The sequence below is a fragment of the Roseateles aquae genome (genome assembly GCF_032337115.1).
Classification (GTDB): Bacteria; Pseudomonadota; Gammaproteobacteria; order Burkholderiales; family Burkholderiaceae_C; genus Roseateles_C; species Roseateles_C aquae.
This window is the reverse complement of record NZ_JAVXZY010000004.1, coordinates 31,322-50,379: the sequence shown is the minus strand read 5'-3', so window position 1 is coordinate 50,379 and position 19,058 is coordinate 31,322. Positions and strand designations below refer to the sequence as shown.

17 protein-coding genes are annotated in these 19,058 nt (G+C 67.2%); 8 read left to right on the top strand and 9 right to left on the bottom strand.

The genetic code is table 11. The features are described from left to right. Positions 1 to 97: 97 nt before the first annotated feature. The 3 genes from RQP53_RS11205 (at position 98) to RQP53_RS11195 (ending at position 3,736) form a co-directional block, all read left to right on the top strand. On the top strand, positions 98 to 1,123 hold the full coding sequence (locus RQP53_RS11205) for a branched-chain amino acid ABC transporter permease (protein WP_315650404.1): 1,026 nt from the start codon (positions 98 to 100) through the stop codon (positions 1,121 to 1,123). Positions 1,124 to 1,221: 98 nt separating this feature from the next. Then, positions 1,222 to 3,000, top strand: a complete 1,779-nt coding sequence (locus tag RQP53_RS11200; RefSeq protein WP_315650403.1) for a branched-chain amino acid ABC transporter ATP-binding protein/permease — start codon at positions 1,222 to 1,224, stop codon at positions 2,998 to 3,000. A 1-nt stretch (position 3,001) separates the two neighbouring features. Beyond that, positions 3,002 to 3,736 (top strand): ABC transporter ATP-binding protein, encoded by a 735-nt coding sequence (locus RQP53_RS11195; RefSeq protein WP_315650402.1) that lies wholly within the window; start codon positions 3,002 to 3,004, stop codon positions 3,734 to 3,736. Here RQP53_RS11195 and RQP53_RS11190 read toward each other — a convergent pair. Then, the gene (locus RQP53_RS11190) at positions 3,706 to 4,467 is read right to left on the bottom strand and encodes a TSUP family transporter (RefSeq protein ID WP_315650401.1); all 762 of its coding nucleotides are present in this window, start codon (positions 4,465 to 4,467) and stop codon (positions 3,706 to 3,708) included. The genes RQP53_RS11195 and RQP53_RS11190 overlap by 31 nt on opposite strands. A gap of 304 nt (positions 4,468 to 4,771) precedes the next feature. Here RQP53_RS11190 and RQP53_RS11185 point away from each other — a divergent pair, with 304 nt between their 5' ends. Further along, a complete protein-coding gene (locus RQP53_RS11185; protein WP_315650400.1) occupies positions 4,772 to 5,773 on the top strand; it encodes a DHHA1 domain-containing protein in 1,002 nt (333 codons plus the stop codon). Here the strand turns inward: RQP53_RS11185 and RQP53_RS11180 are convergent. The 6 genes from RQP53_RS11180 to RQP53_RS11155 form a co-directional block, all read right to left on the bottom strand. After that, positions 5,765 to 7,042: an FAD-dependent oxidoreductase gene (locus RQP53_RS11180; protein WP_315650399.1), complete on the bottom strand. Its 1,278-nt coding sequence runs from the start codon at positions 7,040 to 7,042 to the stop codon at positions 5,765 to 5,767. The two genes, RQP53_RS11185 and RQP53_RS11180, sit on opposite strands and share 9 nt — an antisense overlap. Then, on the bottom strand, positions 7,039 to 7,296 hold the full coding sequence (locus RQP53_RS11175) for a (2Fe-2S)-binding protein (protein WP_315650398.1): 258 nt from the start codon (positions 7,294 to 7,296) through the stop codon (positions 7,039 to 7,041). Before RQP53_RS11175 ends, RQP53_RS11180 begins: the two co-directional genes overlap by 4 nt. Further along, a complete protein-coding gene (locus RQP53_RS11170; RefSeq protein WP_315650397.1) occupies positions 7,293 to 8,429 on the bottom strand; it encodes an NAD(P)/FAD-dependent oxidoreductase in 1,137 nt (378 codons plus the stop codon). The genes RQP53_RS11175 and RQP53_RS11170 overlap by 4 nt, the downstream gene beginning before the upstream one ends. Further along, on the bottom strand, positions 8,429 to 9,376 hold the full coding sequence (locus RQP53_RS11165; RefSeq protein ID WP_315650396.1) for a proline racemase family protein: 948 nt from the start codon (positions 9,374 to 9,376) through the stop codon (positions 8,429 to 8,431). The genes RQP53_RS11170 and RQP53_RS11165 overlap by 1 nt, the downstream gene beginning before the upstream one ends. A gap of 9 nt (positions 9,377 to 9,385) precedes the next feature. After that, positions 9,386 to 10,033, bottom strand: a complete 648-nt coding sequence (locus RQP53_RS11160) for a GntR family transcriptional regulator (protein WP_434064083.1) — start codon at positions 10,031 to 10,033, stop codon at positions 9,386 to 9,388. A gap of 127 nt (positions 10,034 to 10,160) precedes the next feature. After that, positions 10,161 to 11,081, bottom strand: coding sequence for a dihydrodipicolinate synthase family protein (locus RQP53_RS11155; protein WP_315650395.1), 921 nt, complete (start codon positions 11,079 to 11,081; stop codon positions 10,161 to 10,163). Between the two features lie 192 nt (positions 11,082 to 11,273). Between RQP53_RS11155 and yajC the strand changes: the two genes are divergently transcribed. From yajC to RQP53_RS11135, 4 genes are all read left to right on the top strand, one after another. After that, on the top strand, positions 11,274 to 11,600 hold the full coding sequence (yajC, locus tag RQP53_RS11150) for a preprotein translocase subunit YajC (protein WP_315650394.1): 327 nt from the start codon (positions 11,274 to 11,276) through the stop codon (positions 11,598 to 11,600). A 140-nt stretch (positions 11,601 to 11,740) separates the two neighbouring features. After that, positions 11,741 to 13,645 carry a protein translocase subunit SecD gene (gene secD / locus RQP53_RS11145; protein WP_315650393.1) on the top strand — a complete coding sequence of 635 codons (1,905 nt, stop codon included), beginning with the start codon at positions 11,741 to 11,743 and terminating at the stop codon, positions 13,643 to 13,645. A gap of 18 nt (positions 13,646 to 13,663) precedes the next feature. Further along, complete coding sequence (gene secF / locus RQP53_RS11140; RefSeq protein ID WP_315650392.1) at positions 13,664 to 14,698, top strand: protein translocase subunit SecF; 1,035 nt, start codon at positions 13,664 to 13,666, stop codon at positions 14,696 to 14,698. Positions 14,699 to 14,737: 39 nt separating this feature from the next. Continuing rightward, a complete protein-coding gene (locus RQP53_RS11135; protein WP_315650391.1) occupies positions 14,738 to 17,209 on the top strand; it encodes a DUF1631 family protein in 2,472 nt (823 codons plus the stop codon). Positions 17,210 to 17,369: 160 nt separating this feature from the next. Here the strand turns inward: RQP53_RS11135 and RQP53_RS11130 are convergent, their stop codons facing one another. Continuing rightward, positions 17,370 to 17,822, bottom strand: a complete 453-nt coding sequence (locus tag RQP53_RS11130) for a Smg family protein (protein WP_315650390.1) — start codon at positions 17,820 to 17,822, stop codon at positions 17,370 to 17,372. 88 nt (positions 17,823 to 17,910) lie between these two features. After that, positions 17,911 to 19,050 (bottom strand): DNA-processing protein DprA, encoded by a 1,140-nt coding sequence (gene dprA / locus RQP53_RS11125; protein ID WP_315650389.1) that lies wholly within the window; start codon positions 19,048 to 19,050, stop codon positions 17,911 to 17,913. Positions 19,051 to 19,058 lie beyond the last annotated feature (8 nt).

The following is a 19,058-nucleotide window of genomic DNA, read 5'->3' as shown; positions in this document are numbered from 1 at the left end:
GCGTTTTCTGCGCTTGTCAATGCGGTGTCGCACGCAAGGGCCGGTTCAGGCTTTGTGAGTAGAGTGGGCCGCAGACAAGAGCAGGGGTGACGCGCGGATGGATCTTTCGATTGCAGGCATCTTGATGCTGGACGGCATCACCAACGGGGCCATCTATGCGCTGCTGGCGCTGGCCACGGTGCTGGTCTTTGCCGTGACCCGGGTGATCTTCATCCCGCAGGGCGAGTTCGTTGCCTTTGGCGCGCTGACGATGGCGACGCTGCAACTGGGCAAGACGCCGCTCACCGTGCACTTTCTGCTCGCCATGACGGCGGCCGTGCTGCTGCTGGATGGCTGGGCGGCCTGGCGCGCCGGCCAGGGCCTGCGCAAGCCGCTGCTGGCCGCCGCGCTGCCGGCGCTGATCGGCCTCCTGGCGCTGTGGCTGGCGCCGCAGCAGCTGCCCTTGATCGGCCAGGCCTTGCTGACGCTGGCCATCGTCACGCCGATGGGCGGGCTGATCTACCGCCTGGCCTACCAGTCGCTGGCCGATGCGACGGTGCTGGTGCTGCTGATCGTGTCGGTGGGCGTGCATTTCGCCTTGACCGGGCTGGGCCTGGCCTTCTTTGGCGCCGAGGGCTCGCGCAACCCCAGCTTCTGGGAGGCCAGCTTCAACGCCGGGCCGCTGATGCTGTCCGGGCAGTCACTGATCATCGTCGGCGCCTCGATCGCGCTGATCGTGCTGCTGTGGCTGTTCTTCGAGCGCAGCCTCTACGGCAAGGCCCTGCGTGCCACCGCGGTGAACCGGCTGGGGGCGCGGCTGATGGGCATCTCCAGCACTGGTGCGGGCCAGCTGGCCTTCACGATGGCGGCATTTATCGGCGCACTGTCCGGTCTGCTGATCAGCCCGACGACCACAATCTTCTACGACAGCGGCTTTCTGATTGGCTTGAAAGGCTTTGTCGGCGCGGTGTTCGCCGGCCTCGCCAGCTATCCCGGCGCCGCGCTGGGCGCGGTGCTGGTCGGCCTGCTGGAGTCCTTCAGTTCCTTCTGGGCCAGCGCTTTCAAGGAGGTGATCGTCTTCACCTCCATCCTGCCGGTGCTGCTGTGGCGCTCGCTGCGTGATCCGCACCAGGAAGAGCATTGACAAGCATTGAATAGCCGCAGCCAGCGCGCTTGAAGCGGCTGCCGCCCCCCCCGATAGATGCCCGCGCCCTCGTCGTGCGGCATGGAGAAGCTGGAACCATGCAATTGAGACAACGACTGACCCTGTTCGGCTTGACGGCCTTGCTGCTGCTGCCGCTGCTGCCGGTGCCCGAGTTCTGGATCACCCAGGCCAACTACATCGGCATGTTTGCGCTGGTGTCGCTGGGCCTGGTGCTGCTGACCGGGGTCGGTGGTCTGACCTCCTTCGGGCAGGCCGCTTTCGTTGGCGTGGGCGCCTACACGACGGCGATTCTGTCGACCCGCTATGGCCTGTCGCCCTGGTTGGGCCTGTTCGTCGGTCTGGCGCTGACGCTGCTGATCGCGCTGCTGCTGGCCTGGCTGACGCTGCGCATGTCCGGCCACTACCTGCCGCTGGCAACCATAGCCTGGGCCTTGAGCCTGAACTTTTCCATCGCCAACAGCGAGTTCCTCGGCAAGTACGACGGCATTCTCGGCCTGCCGGCGCTGAGCCTGTTCGGCATCAGCCTGGCCGATGGCCGGGCGATCTACTACCTGATCTGGGCCTGCGCGCTGCTGGGTGCCTGGGGCGTGCGCAATCTGCTGGACTCGCGGCCCGGCCGGGCGATCCGTGCGTTGGGCGGCGGCGCGGTGATGGCCGAGGCCATGGGCGTTTCGACCTTTCGCTACAAGCTGATCATCTTCGTCGTCGCGGCGCTGTTGGCCTCGGTGTCCGGCTGGCTGTTTGCGCATTTCCAGCGCACCGTCAATCCCAGCCCCTTCGCGCTGAAGATGGGCATCGAATACCTGTTCATGGCGGTGGTCGGCGGCGTGGGCTCGGTCTGGGGCGCCTTTGTTGGTGCCGGTGTGTTCAAGATCATCGAGGACCAGCTGAAGGAGCTGCTGCCGCAGCTGCTGGGCAGCAATGGCAATTTCGAGATCATCGTGCTGGGCGTGGTGATGGTGCTGATGCTCAAGTACGCGCCCAAGGGGCTGTGGCCGGCGCTGCAGGGTGGCCTGGCGCGCTGGTTCCCGGCGCAGCCGCGCGCGCGTGACTGGGCCGGAGCAGCGGCTCTGCCGTCGCGCGACAAGCCCGCGCCCGGCGCGCTGCTGCTGGACGTGGACAAGGTGCGCAAGCAGTTTGGCGGCCTGCTGGCCGTCAACGATGTCAGCTTCCAGATCCGTGCCGGCGAGATCGTCGGTCTGATCGGGCCCAATGGCGCCGGCAAGTCGACCACCTTCAATCTGATCTCCGGCGTCTTGGGCTTGAGCCGCGGTGCGGTCAGCTTTCGCGGCCAGCCGGTTGGCGGCCTGAGCTCGCGCGAGATCGCCCGGCGCGGCATGTCGCGCACCTTTCAGCACGTCAAGATGATTGCCGACATGACGGTGCTGGAAAACGTCGCGCTCGGCGGCTATCTGCGCAGCCGCAGCGGCACGCTCAGCGCCATGCTGCGGCTGGATCGCGACGAGGAAAAGCGCCTGTTCGCCGAGGCCGAGGCGCAGCTGACGCGCATCGGCATGCAGGCGCAGATGCACGAGCTGGCCGGCAATCTGGCGCTGGGGCCGCAGCGGCTGATGGAAATCGCCCGCGCGCTGTGCACCGATCCGGCGCTGCTGCTGTTGGACGAACCCGCGGCCGGCCTGCGGCACAAGGAAAAGCAAGCGCTGGCCGAGGTGCTGCGCCAGCTCAAGGCCAGCGGGCTGTCCATCCTGCTGGTGGAGCACGATATGGAATTCGTGATGGGCCTGACCGACCGCATCGTCGTGATGGAGTTCGGCACCAAGCTGATCGAGGGCACGCCGGAGCAGGTGCAGGCCAGCCCCGAGGTCCGCGCCGCCTACCTGGGTACCGAGCACTGATATGGCATCGAATCTTCTGCAAGTGAGCGATCTGCATGCTGGCTACGGCCGTGCCGAGGTGCTCAGCGGGCTGAGTCTGGAATTGCCGCAAGGCGCGGTGGTGACCGTGATCGGCCCCAACGGCGCCGGCAAGAGCACGACGCTGAACGCGCTGATGGGCGTGCTGCCTTCACGGGGTCAGGTCTTGCTCGATGGTGAAGACATCTCCCGGCTGAGCCTGGAAGAGCGGGTGATGCGCGGCCTGGCCCTGGTGCCCGAGCGGCGCGAGCTGTTCACGACGATGAGCGTCGAAGACAACCTGGTGCTGGGCGGCTTTCGGCCGATGCGGCTGGGTCAGCGCGATTGGCGTGATGGGCTGGAGCAGGTCTACACGCTGTTCCCGCGGCTGAAGGAGCGGCGCGCGCAGCAGGCCGGCACCCTGTCGGGCGGCGAGCGGCAGATGCTGGCCGTGGGCCGCGCCCTGATGGCCAGGCCGAAGGTGCTGATGCTGGACGAGCCCAGCCTGGGCCTCGCGCCCTTGATCGTCAAGGAGATCTTCCGCATCGTCACCCAACTGCGCCAGACCGGCGTCAGCATCCTGCTGATCGAGCAGAACGCTCGCGCGGCGCTGGAAGTGGCAGATTACGGCTATGTGCTGGAAACCGGCGAGATCGCACTGCAGGGGCCGGCGGGCGAGTTGGCCGGAGATGCCCGTGTCGTCGAGACCTATCTCGGCGCGGCCAAGAAAAAAGACTGAAGCAAGGGCCACAGCAGGCTGGCGCCGGTGCCGACCAGCAGCGCGGCAACCAGGCGCTGCAGTTGTTCGCGGCGCAGCGGCAACACATAGCGCTGCTGTAAACGATTGACGATGTAGACCGCGGGCAGCGCACTGGCGAACAGCCAGAGCGACTGCAGGCTGTACTGGCCGCCTAGCAGCACCACCACAGCGCGGGCCGCGGCGCTGCAGGCAAACAGGGTCAACAGCGTGTGCTGGATCTGCCGAGCCGGCAGGGCCTGGCGGTAGAACAGGAACACCAGCGGCGGGCCGGCCGCGGAGAACAGGCCCCCCATCAGGCCGGACGCGGCGCCAGCCATCCAGCAACTCAGACGCGAAGGCTGCGAAGCTGCCGGACGTGCCGCCAGCAAGAGCAGGGCGCTGACGATGATGGCCGCCCCCAGCAAGCCGCGCAGCGCCAGCACGGTCACGCTGCCCAGCCAGCCGAGCAGCCAGACGCCCACCGGCACCATCAGCAGGCCGGCCGGCAGCACGGCGCGCAGGGCCGGTCGGTTGGGCTCAAAGCCCTGCAGGCGAAAGTACAGCAGGCCGTTGACCAGGCTGAGCAGGGTTGCCGCATTGGCCACCTCTGCCACCGGCGCCAGTTGCAGCAGGCTGGACAGGCCCAGCAACACCAGGCTGAAGGCGAAGCCGCTCAGGCCCTGGATCCAGGTTGACAGCGCGACACAGAGAAAGAACAGCAAAAAGGCCATGGGCGCGACGCTATCACGCGCTCGCGCTGCAATCGTCGGACAGCCGCCGCGCGGTGGCGGCGCCTGGCGGCAACTGATACCACGCCGGCGGCGGAGTCGTCGCATCATGGCCTGGCACTGCCGCTCCATCAGCGCGCTAGTGGCAGCAGAGATTTACGCCGTCTCCTACCTTTGGGGGTGTGCGTCTCTCGAAAGCTGGCCGAAACTACAAAGGCCGGCGTCGAGCCGGGGCGGGTCTGCGGCGGTGCCGCGCCATTGCGTTATGGTTGTCAACCGTACGGGTGATCCGATGAGTTTGTGGCCGATGTCTGATATCTCCGCTTTCGATGTGTTCAATGGCGATGCCGACGGCATTTGCGCGCTGCACCAGCTGCGTATGGCCGAGCCGCGCCAGGCGCACCGTGTCACCGGCGTCAAGCGTGATATCGCGCTGCTGCAGCGGGTGCCGACGCAGGCCGAGGCGCGGGTCACCGTGCTGGACATCAGCCTGGACCGCAATGCCGAGCCGCTGCGCCGCCTGCTGCATGGCGGCGCCGAGGTCGACTACATCGACCACCATGCCGCCCACCAGCGCTTTCACCATCCGCGACTGCGCCTGACGATCGATGAATCGCCGGAGCTGTGCACCAGCCTGCTGGTCGACCAGCGCCTGCAGGGCCGCTACCGGCTCTGGGCCATCACTGCGGCCTTTGGCGACAACCTGCAGCGCGTGGGCCGCGAGCTGGCCCAGCAGCAGGGCCTGGACGAGGCGCAGACGAGCGCGCTGGCACGGCTGGGCCAGCTGCTGAACTACAACGCCTATGGCGAGGCGGTCAGCGATCTGCTGGTGCCGCCGGAGCGGCTCTACCAGGTGCTGCACGGCTACGAGAACCCCTTCGATTTCGTCGCCCGGGCCGAGATCTATCAAAAGCTGGAGCAGGGCTTTGTCGACGATGAGCGCCGGCTTGGCCAGTTGCAGGCGCTGTGGCGTGGCCATGGCGCCGAGCTCTATCTGCTGCCCGGTGAGACCTGGGCGCGGCGGCTGTGCGGTTCCCTGGCCAACCGGCTGATGAGCCAGGGCCAGGCTCGCGCCATCGCGGTGGTGACGCGGCGCAGCGATGGCGACTACCTGGTCAGCCTGCGCACCAGCGCCGGCATCAATGCCGAGGCGTTGTGCAGTCGTTATCTGGGTGGTGGCGGGCGAGTGGCCGCAGCTGGTATCGACAGGCTGCCGCTGGATCAGCTGGAACCCTTCATCGATGCCTTCTCGCGCCATGTGGCGCAGGGCGCTGAGGTCAGCGACAGCGCCTACGCGGCCCTACGCTGAGCCTTGCTCAGTACTGCCGAGCAGGCAGCGCAGCGGCGCGGGCTGCAGCGGCTCGCGCAGGCCACGACTGGGCCAGACCAGCAGCTGCTCGGTGATCGGCCCACAAATGCGGCCCTGGCAGGCGCCCATGCCGCAGCGGGTCTGCAGCTTGGCCTCGCGCCAATCGGGCCAGGCCTTGAGCTCGCCCAGGCTCACATCCTCACAGCGGCAGACCAGGGTCTTGGCCTCGGCCAGCTTCAGCAGCTCGGGCCGCAAGGCAAAGTGCTGCGCCAGCGCGCGGGCAAAGCGCTGCTGGCGACGTTGCTGAGCCCGCAAATCGTCCAGTGGCTGGCCGAGCATCGCGCGGGCCGCCAGCTCGCCTTCGAGCAGGGCCTTGTCGACACCGCCAATGCCGCAGCATTCACCAGCGGCAAAAACGCCGGGCAGCGAGGTGCGCTGCTGGGCATCGACGGCAATCGCGCCGGCTTCGATACGGCAACCCAGCAGCTCGGCCAGCTCGGTATTGGGCAGCAGGCCGAAGCCGACACCCAGCGCGTCGCAAGTGATCGTTGATTCGCTGTGCCCATCGCTGAGCACCACCGCCTCCAGGCGCTGTTCGCCCAGCGCGCGCACCGGCCACAGGCCCGCCTGATAGCGACTCTGGCGCAGTCGCCAGCGCAGGCTGGCGGCTTGCGCCAGCTTGCCGGCCGGCAGCGCCGTGGCAAAGCGTGCCAGGCTGGATTTGTTGGCTTGTTCGGCGATCAGCACGACTTCGGCACCTGCGGCGCGCAGCGTGTCGGCCGAGGCCAGCAGCAGCGGGCCGCTGCCGGCCAGCACGACCCTTCGGCCGGCCACTGGCCAGCCACCCTTTACCAAGGCCTGCAGCCCGCCGGCGCCGGTGACGCCAGGCAGGGTCCAGCCCGGAAAGGGCAACAGGCGTTCGCGTGCGCCGCAGGCCAACAAGAGCTGCTCGCCAGCCACGCGACAGGGCTGGCCGCTGCGCATGTCTTCCAACAGCAAGGCGGTGGGGCTTTCGGCTGCCAGTACCGCGTGGCTGTGCAGCCGGGTCAGCAAGGGGCTGTCCTGCCAGCGCGCGGCTGAGGCGGCCCAGGCTTGTGCCTGGGCGCTCGCCTTACGCTCCGGCCCGCCGCGCCAGATCTGGCCGCCGGGGCGGGCCTGGTTGTCGATCCAGATCGTGCGACGGCCGGCAGCGATCAACCGCTGCACCGCGGCGATGCCGGCCGGGCCGGCGCCGACGACCAGAGCCTGCGCCTGCAGCGCTGCGCTCATGGCTGGCACTCCACGCGCATGCCTTCAGCCACCGGCGTCATGCAGGCCAGTCGGTCCGGCAGCCCATCGATGCACACCCGGCATTCCTGGCATTGGCCCATGCCGCAGAAGGCGGCTCGCGGCGTGCCGCTGCTTGAGCGGCGCGTGGCCAAGAAGCCGGCCTGGGCCAGCGCCGCAGCGACGCTGCAGCCCACGGCGACGGTCTGGGGCTGGCCGTTGATTTCCATCGTTATCGTCGGGGCGGCCAGCTTCATGGGGATTGAAATCGCGCGGGTGAATAGGGCGCGGCATCGAGCCGCACTTCGCGGCCCAGCGCCAGATCGGCCAGCAGCTCGGCACTGGCCAGCGAGGTGGTGATTCCCAGGCCTTCGTGCCCGCAGGCCAGCCAGCAGTGGCGCAGCGCTGGATGGGCACCAATCAAGGGCTGGCCATCGGCGCTGGCCGGGCGCAGGCCGGTCCAGCAACGCAACAGGCTCAGCTGCTCCAGCACCGGCAGATAGCCGGTCGCGCAGCGCAGCATCTCGCCCAGCATCGGCAGCTCGACGGCCATGTCTTCCTTGCCGATTTGCCGCGAGGAGCCAATCAGCAGCTGCCCGCCGGGGCGGGGCTGAACGTTGAAGGACACCGTGTCGGCATCGACCAGATGGGCCTTCTTGATATAGCCGAGCTCGACCAGTTGATGGCGCACCAGCTCGGCGTGGCGCTGGGTGATGGCCAGGTGGCCTTTCTTGGCCAGCAGCGCGCCGGGCGGGGCGAATCGGCGGCTGTCCAGCCCGCCGCAGAGCACCGTCATTGCGCCCCAGAGCCGCCGCCCATCGCGCAGGCGCAGGCCGCCATGGGGTTCGATCGCTGTCACCTCGCCGCGCAGCACGGTGGCACCGGCCTCCTGCAGCCATTGGGCCGCCACTTTGGGCGGGTAGACGCGGGCATCGGCTGGCACATGCAGGGCACCACTGAGGCCGGGGCGCAAGTGCGGCTCAAGGCGCTGCAGCTCGGCGGCGTCAATCAGCCGGCCCTGCAGGCCGCGGCCTTGCAGCCAGGCAGCCTTGCGGGCGGCCAGCTGCAATTCCTCCTCGTCAGCGGCCAACCACAGTGTGCCGAGGCGATGGTGCTCGACGCTGGCGGCGCGCTGGGGCTGCTGATCCAGCCAGTCCTGCCACAGCTGCATCGAGCGGTGCGAGAGCTGGAATTCGGTGTCGTCGGCACTGCCCTCGGCATCGACGACCAGCAGATGGCCCATCGACGCAGCGGTGGCGCCGCCGCCGATGGCGCCGCGCTCGATCACCGTCACCGTGAGGCCTTGTGCGGCGAACTCGCGTGCGCAGGCGGCGCCCACGATGCCGGCGCCGACGATCAGCACGTCAGCCTGTCGGGAGCGCGGCAGCATCAGCGCTTGGACGTGATGCCCCAGGCGAAGGGGTCATCGGCATCAACAATCAGCTGGGCATCCAGATTGATATGGGCCCGGCCGGTGATGGTGGGCAAGACCTGACCCTCAGTCCCGGCGCTGTAGCTGGCCGTGAAGCAGCTGCCGATCACGCTTTCCTGCTGCCAGAGCTCGCCCGGCGTGAGCTTGCCATCGGCCGCTAGGCAGGCGACCTTGGCGCTGGTGCCGGTGCCGCAGGGCGAGCGGTCGTAGGCCTTGCCAGGGCAGAGCACGAAGTTGCGGCCATGGTTGCCCGGCTGCAGGGCGGGGCCGGTCAGTTCGATATGGTCGATTTCGCCACCGTCAGCGCCGCAGATGCCCTGGGCGGCCAGGGCCTGACGCAGGCGCCAGGAAAAATCGGTCAGCGCCTCGGCGTGTTCCAGCGTCAGCGTCAGGCCGTGGTCGGCGCAAAGGAAGAACCAGTTGCCGCCCCAGGCCACATCGCCGTGGTAAGTGCGGCCGTCCAGTGTGACGGCGACCTGAGCACGGTGGCGCCACGCCGGCACATTGTGGATGCTGACCCGGCCGTCCTCATGCAGCTGCGCGCTGATGTCGCCGACCGGTGTTTCGATGCGGTGCGTGCCGACGCCGATGCGACCCAGATAGGCCAGCGTGGCCACCAGGCCGATGCTGCCGTGACCACACATGCCCAGATAGCCGACGTTGTTGAAGAAGATCACGCCGGCCGCGCTGCCGGCCCGCTCGGGCTCGCAGAGCAGGGCGCCGACCATCACATCGGAACCGCGCGGCTCGTTGACCAGGGCGCTGCGCCAGTGGTCGTGCTCGCTGCGCAGCCGCTGCAGGCGCTCGGCCATGGAGCCGTCGCCGAGCGCGGGGCCGCCTCTGACGATGATGCGGGTCGGCTCGCCGCCGGTGTGGGAATCGATGATGCGTGTCGGCGTGGTCATGAAAAGGGTTCAGGCGATGACCTGCTGCGCGAACTGGCGCAGATAGTCCATCAGGCGGTCGCTGGCGGCGCCGGCCTCGTCAGCCTGGCCGCGCGCGATGGCGTCGGCCAGCAGCACATGGCAGCGGGCACCCTCGGCGATGTCGCCCTGGTGTTGATAGGCATACCAGAAGCGCCGGCACTGGATCACCATCGGAATCACCGCGGCCACCGCCGCAGTATTGCGGCAGGCCTGGTGGTTGACATGGTCGAGTGCCTGGTCGGCCTGCATATAGCCGGGCAGGTCGCCGCGCTTGGCGGCGGCGGCCATATCGGCGGCGCAATGCTGCAAGGCCTCGCGCTGCGGCGGTGTGGCGCGTCGCGCCGAGGTCTGAGCAATCAGGCGTTCCAGCGTGCGCCGGGCTTCGAGCAGATCGAGGTGCTCGGCCAGCTGGATGTCGGACACCAGCAGGCCGCGGCGCGGCAGCTGGACGATCAGGCCGTTGGCGACCAGGCGCATCAGCGCCTCGCGGGTCGGCGTTCGGCCCAGGCCGGTACGCTCGATCAGTTCGGCTTCAACGATCGGAGCACCCGGCTTGAGCACCAGGGTGGCGATCATCGATTCGATCGCGTCATAGGCCATGTCTGCCACGCGGCGCTTGTCAGCCGGGTCGGTCAGTTCGGCATTCGGCGCATCGGTGGCCGGGGCGAGCTTGAGGTGGTGCTTGGCTGTCATCTGCACATCATCGCAGCTGTGCGCGCCTGAGCCCATCCCTGCTTTCACCCGGTCCGCTGCGCCATCCTGCTCAGAACAGGCCGCTCAGGTCCGGCCGGCTGTCGATGCCGCGCTGGATGATGGTGGCTACCCGCTCGCGCTCGGCGCCGACCAGCGGCATCCGCGGCCGGCGAACGAATTCGTTGCCGACGCCGACCATCGTCTCTGCCAGCTTGATGTTCTGCACCAGCTTGGCCGACACATCGAGGTGCAGCAGCGGCATGAACCATTGGTAGATCTTCAGCGCTTCGTCGTAGCGCTTGGCCTGCATCAGCTTGTAGATCGCCACCGTTTCGGCCGGGAAGGCGGTGCACAGGCCGGCCAGCAGGCCGTCGCAGCCCAAGGCCAGCGCTTCGAAGCTGAGATCGTCGACGCCGATGAAGAGCTGGTAGCGCGTGCCCAGCGCATTGCGCAGATCGGTGACGCGGCGGATGTTGTCGGTCGACTCCTTGATGGCGACCAGCCAGCGGCAGTCGGCCAGCTCCTGGAAGTCTTCCGGCTTCAGGTCGACACGGTAGGACACCGGGTTGTTGTAGACCATGGTCGGCAGCTGCGCCGCATTGGCGATGGTGCGCACATTGGCCATGGCCTCGCGGGTGTCGGCGGCATAGACCACCGCCGGCATCAGCATCAGGCCCTGCACGCCCAGCCTGTTGCAGCCGTCCACATAGCGCAGCGCCTCGCGGGTGCTCAGCTCGGACACATTGGCCAGCACCGGCACGCGGCCATTGGCCACGCGCAGCGCCGTCTTGGCGACTTCCAGCTTTTCTTCCAGCGTCAGCGTGCTGGCCTCGCCCAGTGAGCCACAGGTCACCAGGCCATCGACACCATGGCTGATCAGGAATTCAAAGTGCCGCTCCATCGCGGCAATGTCCAGGTCTTCGTTGGATGTGAACTTGCTGGTGACGGCGGGGAAGATGCCGGTCCAGCGCGGCAGGGAGGTCTCGGTCATGGGATCTCGCGGAGTTCGTTTGTTAATATATTTGCAGAATATGCATTGAAGGGCCGGATGTCAACCCCACATCCGGCTGTTCGGGCAAGCGCGGGCATCTATGAACAGAGGCCCCGCTTACAATCCGCGGTTCTTCCGCCCGGGTGTTGCGCAAGCCTGCGTGACGCCGGGCCATTCCAAAGGGATATTGACGTGTTTATTTCCAACGCTTTTGCCCAAGCCGCCGCGCCGGCCGCCGCGGGTGGCGAAAACAGCCTGCTGAGCATGCTGCCGCTGGTGCTGATGTTCGTGGTGCTCTACTTCGTGATGATTCGTCCGCAGATGAAGCGCCAGAAGGAACACAAGGCCATGATTGATGCGCTGGCCAAGGGTGATGAGGTCGTCACCAACGGCGGCGTGCTGGGCAAGGTCAGCAAGCTGGGCGAGAGCTTCGCCCATCTGGAAGTGGCCCATGGCGTCGAGATCCAGGTGCAGCGCGCAGCCATCGTGCAGGTGCTGCCCAAGGGCACGATCAAGTAAGACCTGACCCCGCTTGAGCGCCGGCACCGTCCGGCGTTCGGCTTTTCCGGGCCTGGTCCGGCGCGCAAGCGCCGGGCATGCCTGCCCAGGCTTTTTCAGTCCAGGAGCCGGCCTTGCCGCCGGCCGCAGAGGATGTCCTCATGAACCGTTATCCCTTGTGGAAGTACGCGATCCTCATCATCGCGCTGCTGATCGGGACGATCTACACCTTGCCGACCTTTTTCGGCGAGGCCCCGGCCGTGCAGGTCGCCAGCGGCAAGGTCACCGTCAAGGTCGACGACACCCTGGTACCGCGCATCCAGCAGGCGTTGAAGGCGGCCAATCTGGACGCCGATTTCGTCGAACTGGAAGGCACTTCGGTGCGCGCCCGCTTCAGCGATACCGATGTGCAGATCAAGGCCAAGGACGTGATCAGCAAGGCGCTCAACAGCGATCCGGCCGATCCGTCCTATGTGGTGGCGCTGAACCTGGTGTCGCGCTCGCCGCAATGGCTGAAGTCGCTACATGCCTTCCCGATGTATCTGGGCCTGGACCTGCGCGGCGGCGTTCACTTCCTGCTGCAGGTCGACATGAAGTCGGCGCTGACCAAGAAGGCCGAGGCGCTGACCGGCGATGTGCGTACGATGCTGCGCGACAAGAACGTCCGCCACGCCGGCATCAGCCGCGATGGCAACAACGTCGTCGTCAATTTCCGCGATGCCGAGACCCGGACCAAGGCCGCCGCCCTGCTGAGCGATCAGCTGCCCGATGTGCAATGGACCCCGCTGCAAAGCGGCGAAGACCTGCAGCTCAGCGGCGCGCTCAAGCCCAAGGCGATGATCGCCGTGCAGGATGCGGCGCTGAAGCAGAACATCACCACGCTGCACAACCGTATCAACGAGCTCGGCACCTTCGAGCCGGTGATTCAGCAGCAGGGCCAGGATCGTGTCGTCGTGCAGCTGCCCGGCGTGCAGGACACCGCCAAGGCCAAGGACATCATCGGCCGCACCGCGACGCTGGAGCTGCGCATGGTCGACGACAGCGCCGAGGCCCAGGCCGCGCTGGCCGGCAGCGCCGCCGTGCCCTTCGGCACCGAGCGCTTCACCGAGCGTGGAGGCGTGCCGCTGATTGTCAAGCGCCAGGTCATCATCACTGGTGACAACCTGAACGACGCGCAGCCCGGTTTTGATGATCACCAACAACCCGCCGTGCATCTGACGGTGGATGCCAAGGGTGCTCGCATCATGAAGGACGTCTCGCGCGAGAACGTCGGCAAGCGCATGGCCATCCTCTTGTTCGAAAAGGGCAAGGGCGAGGTCGTGACGGCGCCGGTGATTCGCGGCGAGCTGGGCAATCGCTTCCAGATCTCGGGTTCGATGTCGGCCCAGGAAGCGGCCGATACCGCGCTGCTGCTGCGCGCCGGCTCGCTGGCTGCGCCGATGGAAGTGATCGAGGAACGCACCATCGGCCCCAGCCTGGGCAAGGAAAACATCGACAAGGGCATCAACAGCGTGATGTGGGGCTTTGCCGCCGTCGCGGTGTTCATGTGCGTCTACTACATGCTGTTCGGCGTGTTCTCCTCGCTGGCGCTGGCCTTCAATCTGCTGATGCTGGTGGCGGTGCTGTCGATGCTGCAGGCGACGCTGTCGCTGCCCGGCATGGCCGCCATCGCGCTGGTGCTGGGCATGGCCATCGACTCGAATGTGCTGATCAACGAGCGGGTGCGCGAAGAGCTGCGTGCGGGCGCTTCGCCACAGGCGGCCATCCATGCCGGCTATGAGCGCGCCTTCGCGACGATTCTGGACTCCAACGTCACCACGCTGATCGCCGGTGTGGCGCTGTTGGCCTTTGGCTCCGGCCCGGTGCGCGGCTTTGCCGTCGTCCACTGCCTGGGCATCCTGACCTCGATGTTCTCGTCGGTGATGTTCTCGCGGGCGCTGGTCAACCTCTGGTACGGCCGTCAGAAGAAGCTCAAGGCACTGTCCGTCGGGCAGATCTGGAAGCCTGCCGCTGAAGCTGGCGCCGTCGCCGAGACCGCCGCCCCTGCCTCCGACCTGAAGGCCTGAGGCCGCTAGGAAAACGATATGGAACTCTTCCGCATCAAACGGGACATCCCGTTCATGAAGCACGCGTTGATCTTCAACGCGATCTCCTTCCTGACCTTCGCCGCCGCGGTGTTCTTTCTGTTCACCAAGGGCCTGCATTACTCGATCGAGTTCACCGGCGGCACCGTCGTTGAAGTTGCCTATGCGCAGGCCGCTGACCTGGTCAAGACCCGCGAGACCGTCGAGAAGATGGGCTTTGGCGAGATCCAGGTCAGCAAGTTCGGCAGCTCGCGCGATGTGATGATCCGCCTGCCGGTGCACAAGACGCTGAAGCAGACCGAGGTCGTTGACCGCGTCTTCACCGAGCTGTGCAGCGCCGAAAGCGGCACGGTGACCCGGGTGCAGCAGATCAGCGAGAAGGGCGAGGCGATCAGCAAGCAGGTCTGCGCCACTGCGGCCGGTGCCAATCCGGTGACGCTGTCGCGCAGCGAAGTGGTCGGCCCCTCGGTCGGTGCCGAGCTGGCCGAAGATGCGGCCAAGGCCCTGCTGGTGACGGTGATCGGCATCATGGTCTACCTGGCCTTCCGTTTCGAGTGGAAGTTTGCCGTCGCCGGCATCATCGCCAACCTGCACGACGTCGTCATCATCCTGGGCTTCTTCGCCTACTTCCAGTGGGAGTTCTCGCTGTCGGTGCTGGCCGCCGTGCTGGCCGTGCTGGGCTACTCGGTGAACGAATCAGTGGTGATCTTCGACCGGGTGCGCGAGGCCTTCCGCAAGTACCGCAAGCTGAACACCCACGAGGTGATCGACCACGCGATCACGTCGACGATGAGCCGCACCATCATCACCCACGGCTGCACGCAGCTGATGGTGCTGTCGATGCTGATCTTTGGCGGCCAGACGCTGCACTACTTTGCCGTGGCGCTGACCATCGGCATTTTGTTCGGTATCTACTCCTCGGTCTTCGTGGCCGCGGCGATCGCCATGTGGCTGGGTGTGAAGCGCGAAGACCTGGTCAAGGTTCCCTTGAACAAGGAAGATCCGGACGATCCGAACGCCGGAGCGGTGGTGTAGAGTCCTCTGCATTGAAAGCACCGAGTTCTAGCGCTCTACATGACTGCCCCTGACGCCCGCAACGCAGCCCTGGCATCGCAAGCGCGGCGCGTCTATACGGAGGCCCTGGTGCGGGGTCTCGCGCACATGGCCGCCGTGCTCAATGAGGCCGCCGCGCAGCTGCTGCTGATGCCGGCCGAGTACGCGGTGGCGGTGGCGCGCCGCGATGGCGTCGAAGTCTGGAACCGCCACGGCGGCCAGTGGTTCGCCGCCTTCGCCCAGGCCCTGCGGCAGGCGGCCGCCCATGGCGTCGGCGACAGTCGCGCAGCGGCCATGCCACTGGGCCGCACCGCCGACCTGTCCCTGGTCGACGACATCACCATCGAACGTGAGATTTCGGGCTCCCGCTTGTCGCTGGCCATGCTGGACAGTGCCACCTGGGAGTTCACCGATCTGCGTACCCGCATGCAGATGCTGGAACGCCAGGACGATCTGCCGCAGCAGGATCTGCTGCGCTCCCATGTGGTGGCGCGGCTGGCGCTGGAAGCCTGGTATGGCGTGGGCCTGGGCCAGAGCGAATGGCAGATGCTGCAAGGCCCGCTGCAGGACGAATTCGCCCAGCTGCTCGGTGCCGCCTATCACGAGACCAACCGCTGGCTGATTGCCCAGCAGGTGATGCCCGAGATCGATCTGCGACCCTTCATTCGTCGCGCCCCGGTCAATCCGGGTACGACCCAGCGTGCAGGCCTCAGCATGGCTGCGCCCTTGACGGCCAGCCCGACGCCCAGCTCGCAGGCGCAGCCGATGGACATCGATCTGCCGCTCGGCGGGCCGCCTGCCGCGCCCGGCGCCATGGATATAGATTTGCCGCTGGACCTGCCTTCGGCGCCTGGCGCGCTGGCCCAGGGTCAGCAGGCCGGCGGCAGTGCCGCCTCGGGCATGGTGGCCTCGGTGCAAAGCGCGGTGCGCAGCCAGGCCGATCAGGTGCTGGCCCAGCTGCAACGCGTGCTGGGTCGTCAGGTGCCCTCGATGGCGCCGCAGCTCAAGCGCACGCCGGCACAGCTCAGTGGCAAGACCAGCGAACTGGCCGCCCGCAAGGAGGCTGAACATGAGGCCCAGGCCGCCGGGCCGGTGACGATGTCAGCGCGGCTGCATGCCGCCATCAGCCACGCGCAGGAAGCGCTGGCGAAGAAGGCGCAGGCGGTGCACTCCACCGGCTCGCCGGCACCGCAGCAACTGGAGGAAGTCAAGGCCCGCAACCAGGCCTTCAAGCAGGTGCTCAAGCAGGCCGCCGACACGCCGGCCGAGCGCGCCACCATCGAGGTCGTGGCCCTGCTGTTCCAGGCCATCCTGACCGAGGAGCGCATCCCGGCAACGATACGCGTCTGGTTCGCCCGGCTGCAGATGCCGGTGCTGCGCGTGGCCGTCAGCGAGCCCGATTTTTTCGCCACCAACGACCACCCGGCGCGCCGCCTGATCGACCGCATGGGCGCCTGCGTGATGGGCTTCAATTCGGCCTCGGGCGGTGATGTCAGCGAGGCGCTGGAGCGTGAGATCAAGCGGGTGGTGCAGGTGGTCGAGGCCTATCCGGATACCGGGCGGCGTGTCTTTCAGACCGTGCTGACCGAATTCGAGAAATTCCTCAGCCACTACTTCGAGCAGGAAAACAGCGCCAGCCGCAAGGGCGTGTCGCTGGCTCAGCAGATCGAACAGCGCGAGACCCTGGCCATCCAGTACACCATCGAGCTGCGCAAGATGCTCAGCGAGGTGCCGGTGCAGGACGGCGTGCGCCAGTTCCTGTTCCAGATCTGGGCCGATGTGCTGGCGGTCACCGCGGTGCGCAGCGGCGCCCAGTCGGATCAGACCAAGCAGATGAAACGGGCTGCCGCCGATCTGATCTGGTCGGCCAGTGCCAAGGTGTCGCGCGAGGAGCGCGCCGAGGTGATTCGCCGGCTGCCGCCCTTGCTGAAGATGCTGCGCGAGGGCATGGGCCATGCCGGCCTGTCGTCGACCAAGCAGGATGAGCACATTCGCGCGCTGAACAACTCGCTGGCCGCGGCCTTCACCGCCAAGGCGGCGGTGATTCCGCGCGAGCGGCTTGATGATTTGATGGGCCAGCTCGAAACGCTGGAAGCGATGCTGCCTGATTCGGAGAGCGGCGAGCTCAACGAGGCGCTGGTGCGAGATCTTTCCAGCCACGAGAGCGACGGCATGGAGGTGGTCGCCGAGGGCGGCTCGGCGCCGACGCCGGCGATGCTGGCCTGGGCCAAGGAGTTGCAGGTCGGCTCCTGGTACATGCTGGACTATCGCGGCCGGGTCGAGCCGGTGCAGCTGGCCTGGCGCGGCCTGCGCCACCATCTGGTGCTGTTCGTCTCGTCCAAGGGCCGCGGCGTGCTGTTCCAGCAAAGCCGCTTGGCCGCCTTCCTGCAAGCCGGCCTGTTGCTGCCGGCGCAGGACGAGGCACTCACCGTCAAGGCCACGCGCAATGCCTTGGCCAAGCTGGATGTGGATCCTTCGCGACTGCTGAATTAGCCCACCCCCGAGGCGCTGCGCGCCTCCCCCTCAAGGGGGCAATGCGTAGGACCGGCGGAGCCGGATCCTCGCATTCTGCTGGAGTGGGCGGCGGTGCTCCTGCGGAGCACGCCTTCTTCGGAGTGTGTGGCTGGCGTTGCGGCGCCGCCAGCGCTTGCGCTCAGTGGATCAGCCGGTCTTCCGGGGCGACGAAGAGTTCGTCGAGGATCAGCGCGTCGGGTTCTTCGCCGAGACTCCAGAACACCATCAGCACGATGATCTTCAGGTCTTCCAGGTCCATCGGGGCGCCGGGGATGGCCATGGCGCGGTCGATGACCATTTCGCGCATCGGCGGCGGCAGTACGCCGGCGGATTCCAGGAAGCTGACGAAGCCGACCGAGGCTTCACCCAGGTGTTCGAGTTCGTCCCGCGAATAGACGCGCAAACTCTTCTGGCCCTGCTCGCCCTTGTAGGACTGCGCCGCGGCGGCCAGGCCATCAAGCCAGGACAAGGCCTCCTGAATTTCGTCGTTCTCGAAGCCGACGGCCGACAATTTGCGAGTCAGCTGGGCATGATCCGGACAGGCGTCCGGGCGCCAGTAGGTTTCGTAAAGGTAGACCAGCACGTCGAACATGCAGGCACTATAACCCAGGCCCCCAAAGCCCGAAATCCGGGAACAAAGGGGTGGCAAGGGCATTGCTCGGCGCAGTTGCCAGGGCATTTCAGCCCTGGCCGCGACGCTGAAACAGGCCCCCCGGCAGCCGCGCCACCCGCTGCTGCAATTCCAACTCCAGCAGCAGCGCATTGAGTTGAGCCACCTGCCAGCCGCCGCGGGCGATCAGGGCATCGAGGCTGACCGGATCATGGCCCATGCAGTCCAGCAAACTGTTGATTGGATCGGCAGTGCCTATCGGTGCCGGCTCGGCACGCGCCTTCGCCACCGGCTTGCTCGCGACAGGGGCCGGCCTGCCAATGGCATCCAGCACATCCTGAACTGTCTCCACCAGGGTCGCGCCTTCGCGCAGCAGGGCATGGCAGCCATGGCTCAGCGGCGAATGGATGGAGCCCGGAATCGCCATCACCTCGCGGCCGGCCTCTGCAGCGAGCCGGGCGGTGATCAGCGATCCCGATTGCAGGGCCGCCTCGACGACCAGGCAGCCTCGGCCCAGGCCCGCAATGATGCGGTTGCGCACCGGAAAATTGGACGGCAGCGCCGGTGCGCCGGGCGCGTATTCGCTGATCAGCAGGCCTCGCTCGGCAATGGCTGCCCCGAGCGCGGCGTTGCGCCGCGGGTAGATGCTGTCGATGCCGGTGCCCAGCACGGCGATGGTGCTGCCAGCGGCCTTCAGCGCGCCGCGGTGGGCGGCCGCGTCAATGCCCAGGGCAAGACCTGACACCACGCAAAGCCCGCTGGCACTGAGGGCCTCACCGAAGGCTTCGGCGTTGTCGCTGCCTTGCGGGCTGGGATTGCGGCTGCCGACCACGGCCAGCATGTCGGCCGCCAGCAGTTTGCGCCGGCCCTGCACAAAGAGCAGCAGTGGTGGGTCGGCGGTCTCCAGCAGGCCGCGTGGGTAGTCGAGATCGGCCAGTGTCAGCAGCTGCCTGGGAGTGCTGTGCTCGGTGGCCTGCAGCCAGGTGAGAGCTGCATCACGGCGCTGCGGCCAGTCCGCTTCCGGCGCGGCCAGGGCCTGGATCTGCTTGTCGTTCAGGTAGTGGCGCCAAGCCGCAGGGCCGGCGGCCAGCACGGCCTGCGGAGAGCCCAGGCCGGCGAGCAGGCGGCGTGCGGCCGCACGGCTCAGCCCCGGGCTCAAGGCCAGCCGCAACCAGGCCGAAAGCTCATCCGCTTCGCTGGCCTGGCCCATGGCCGAGC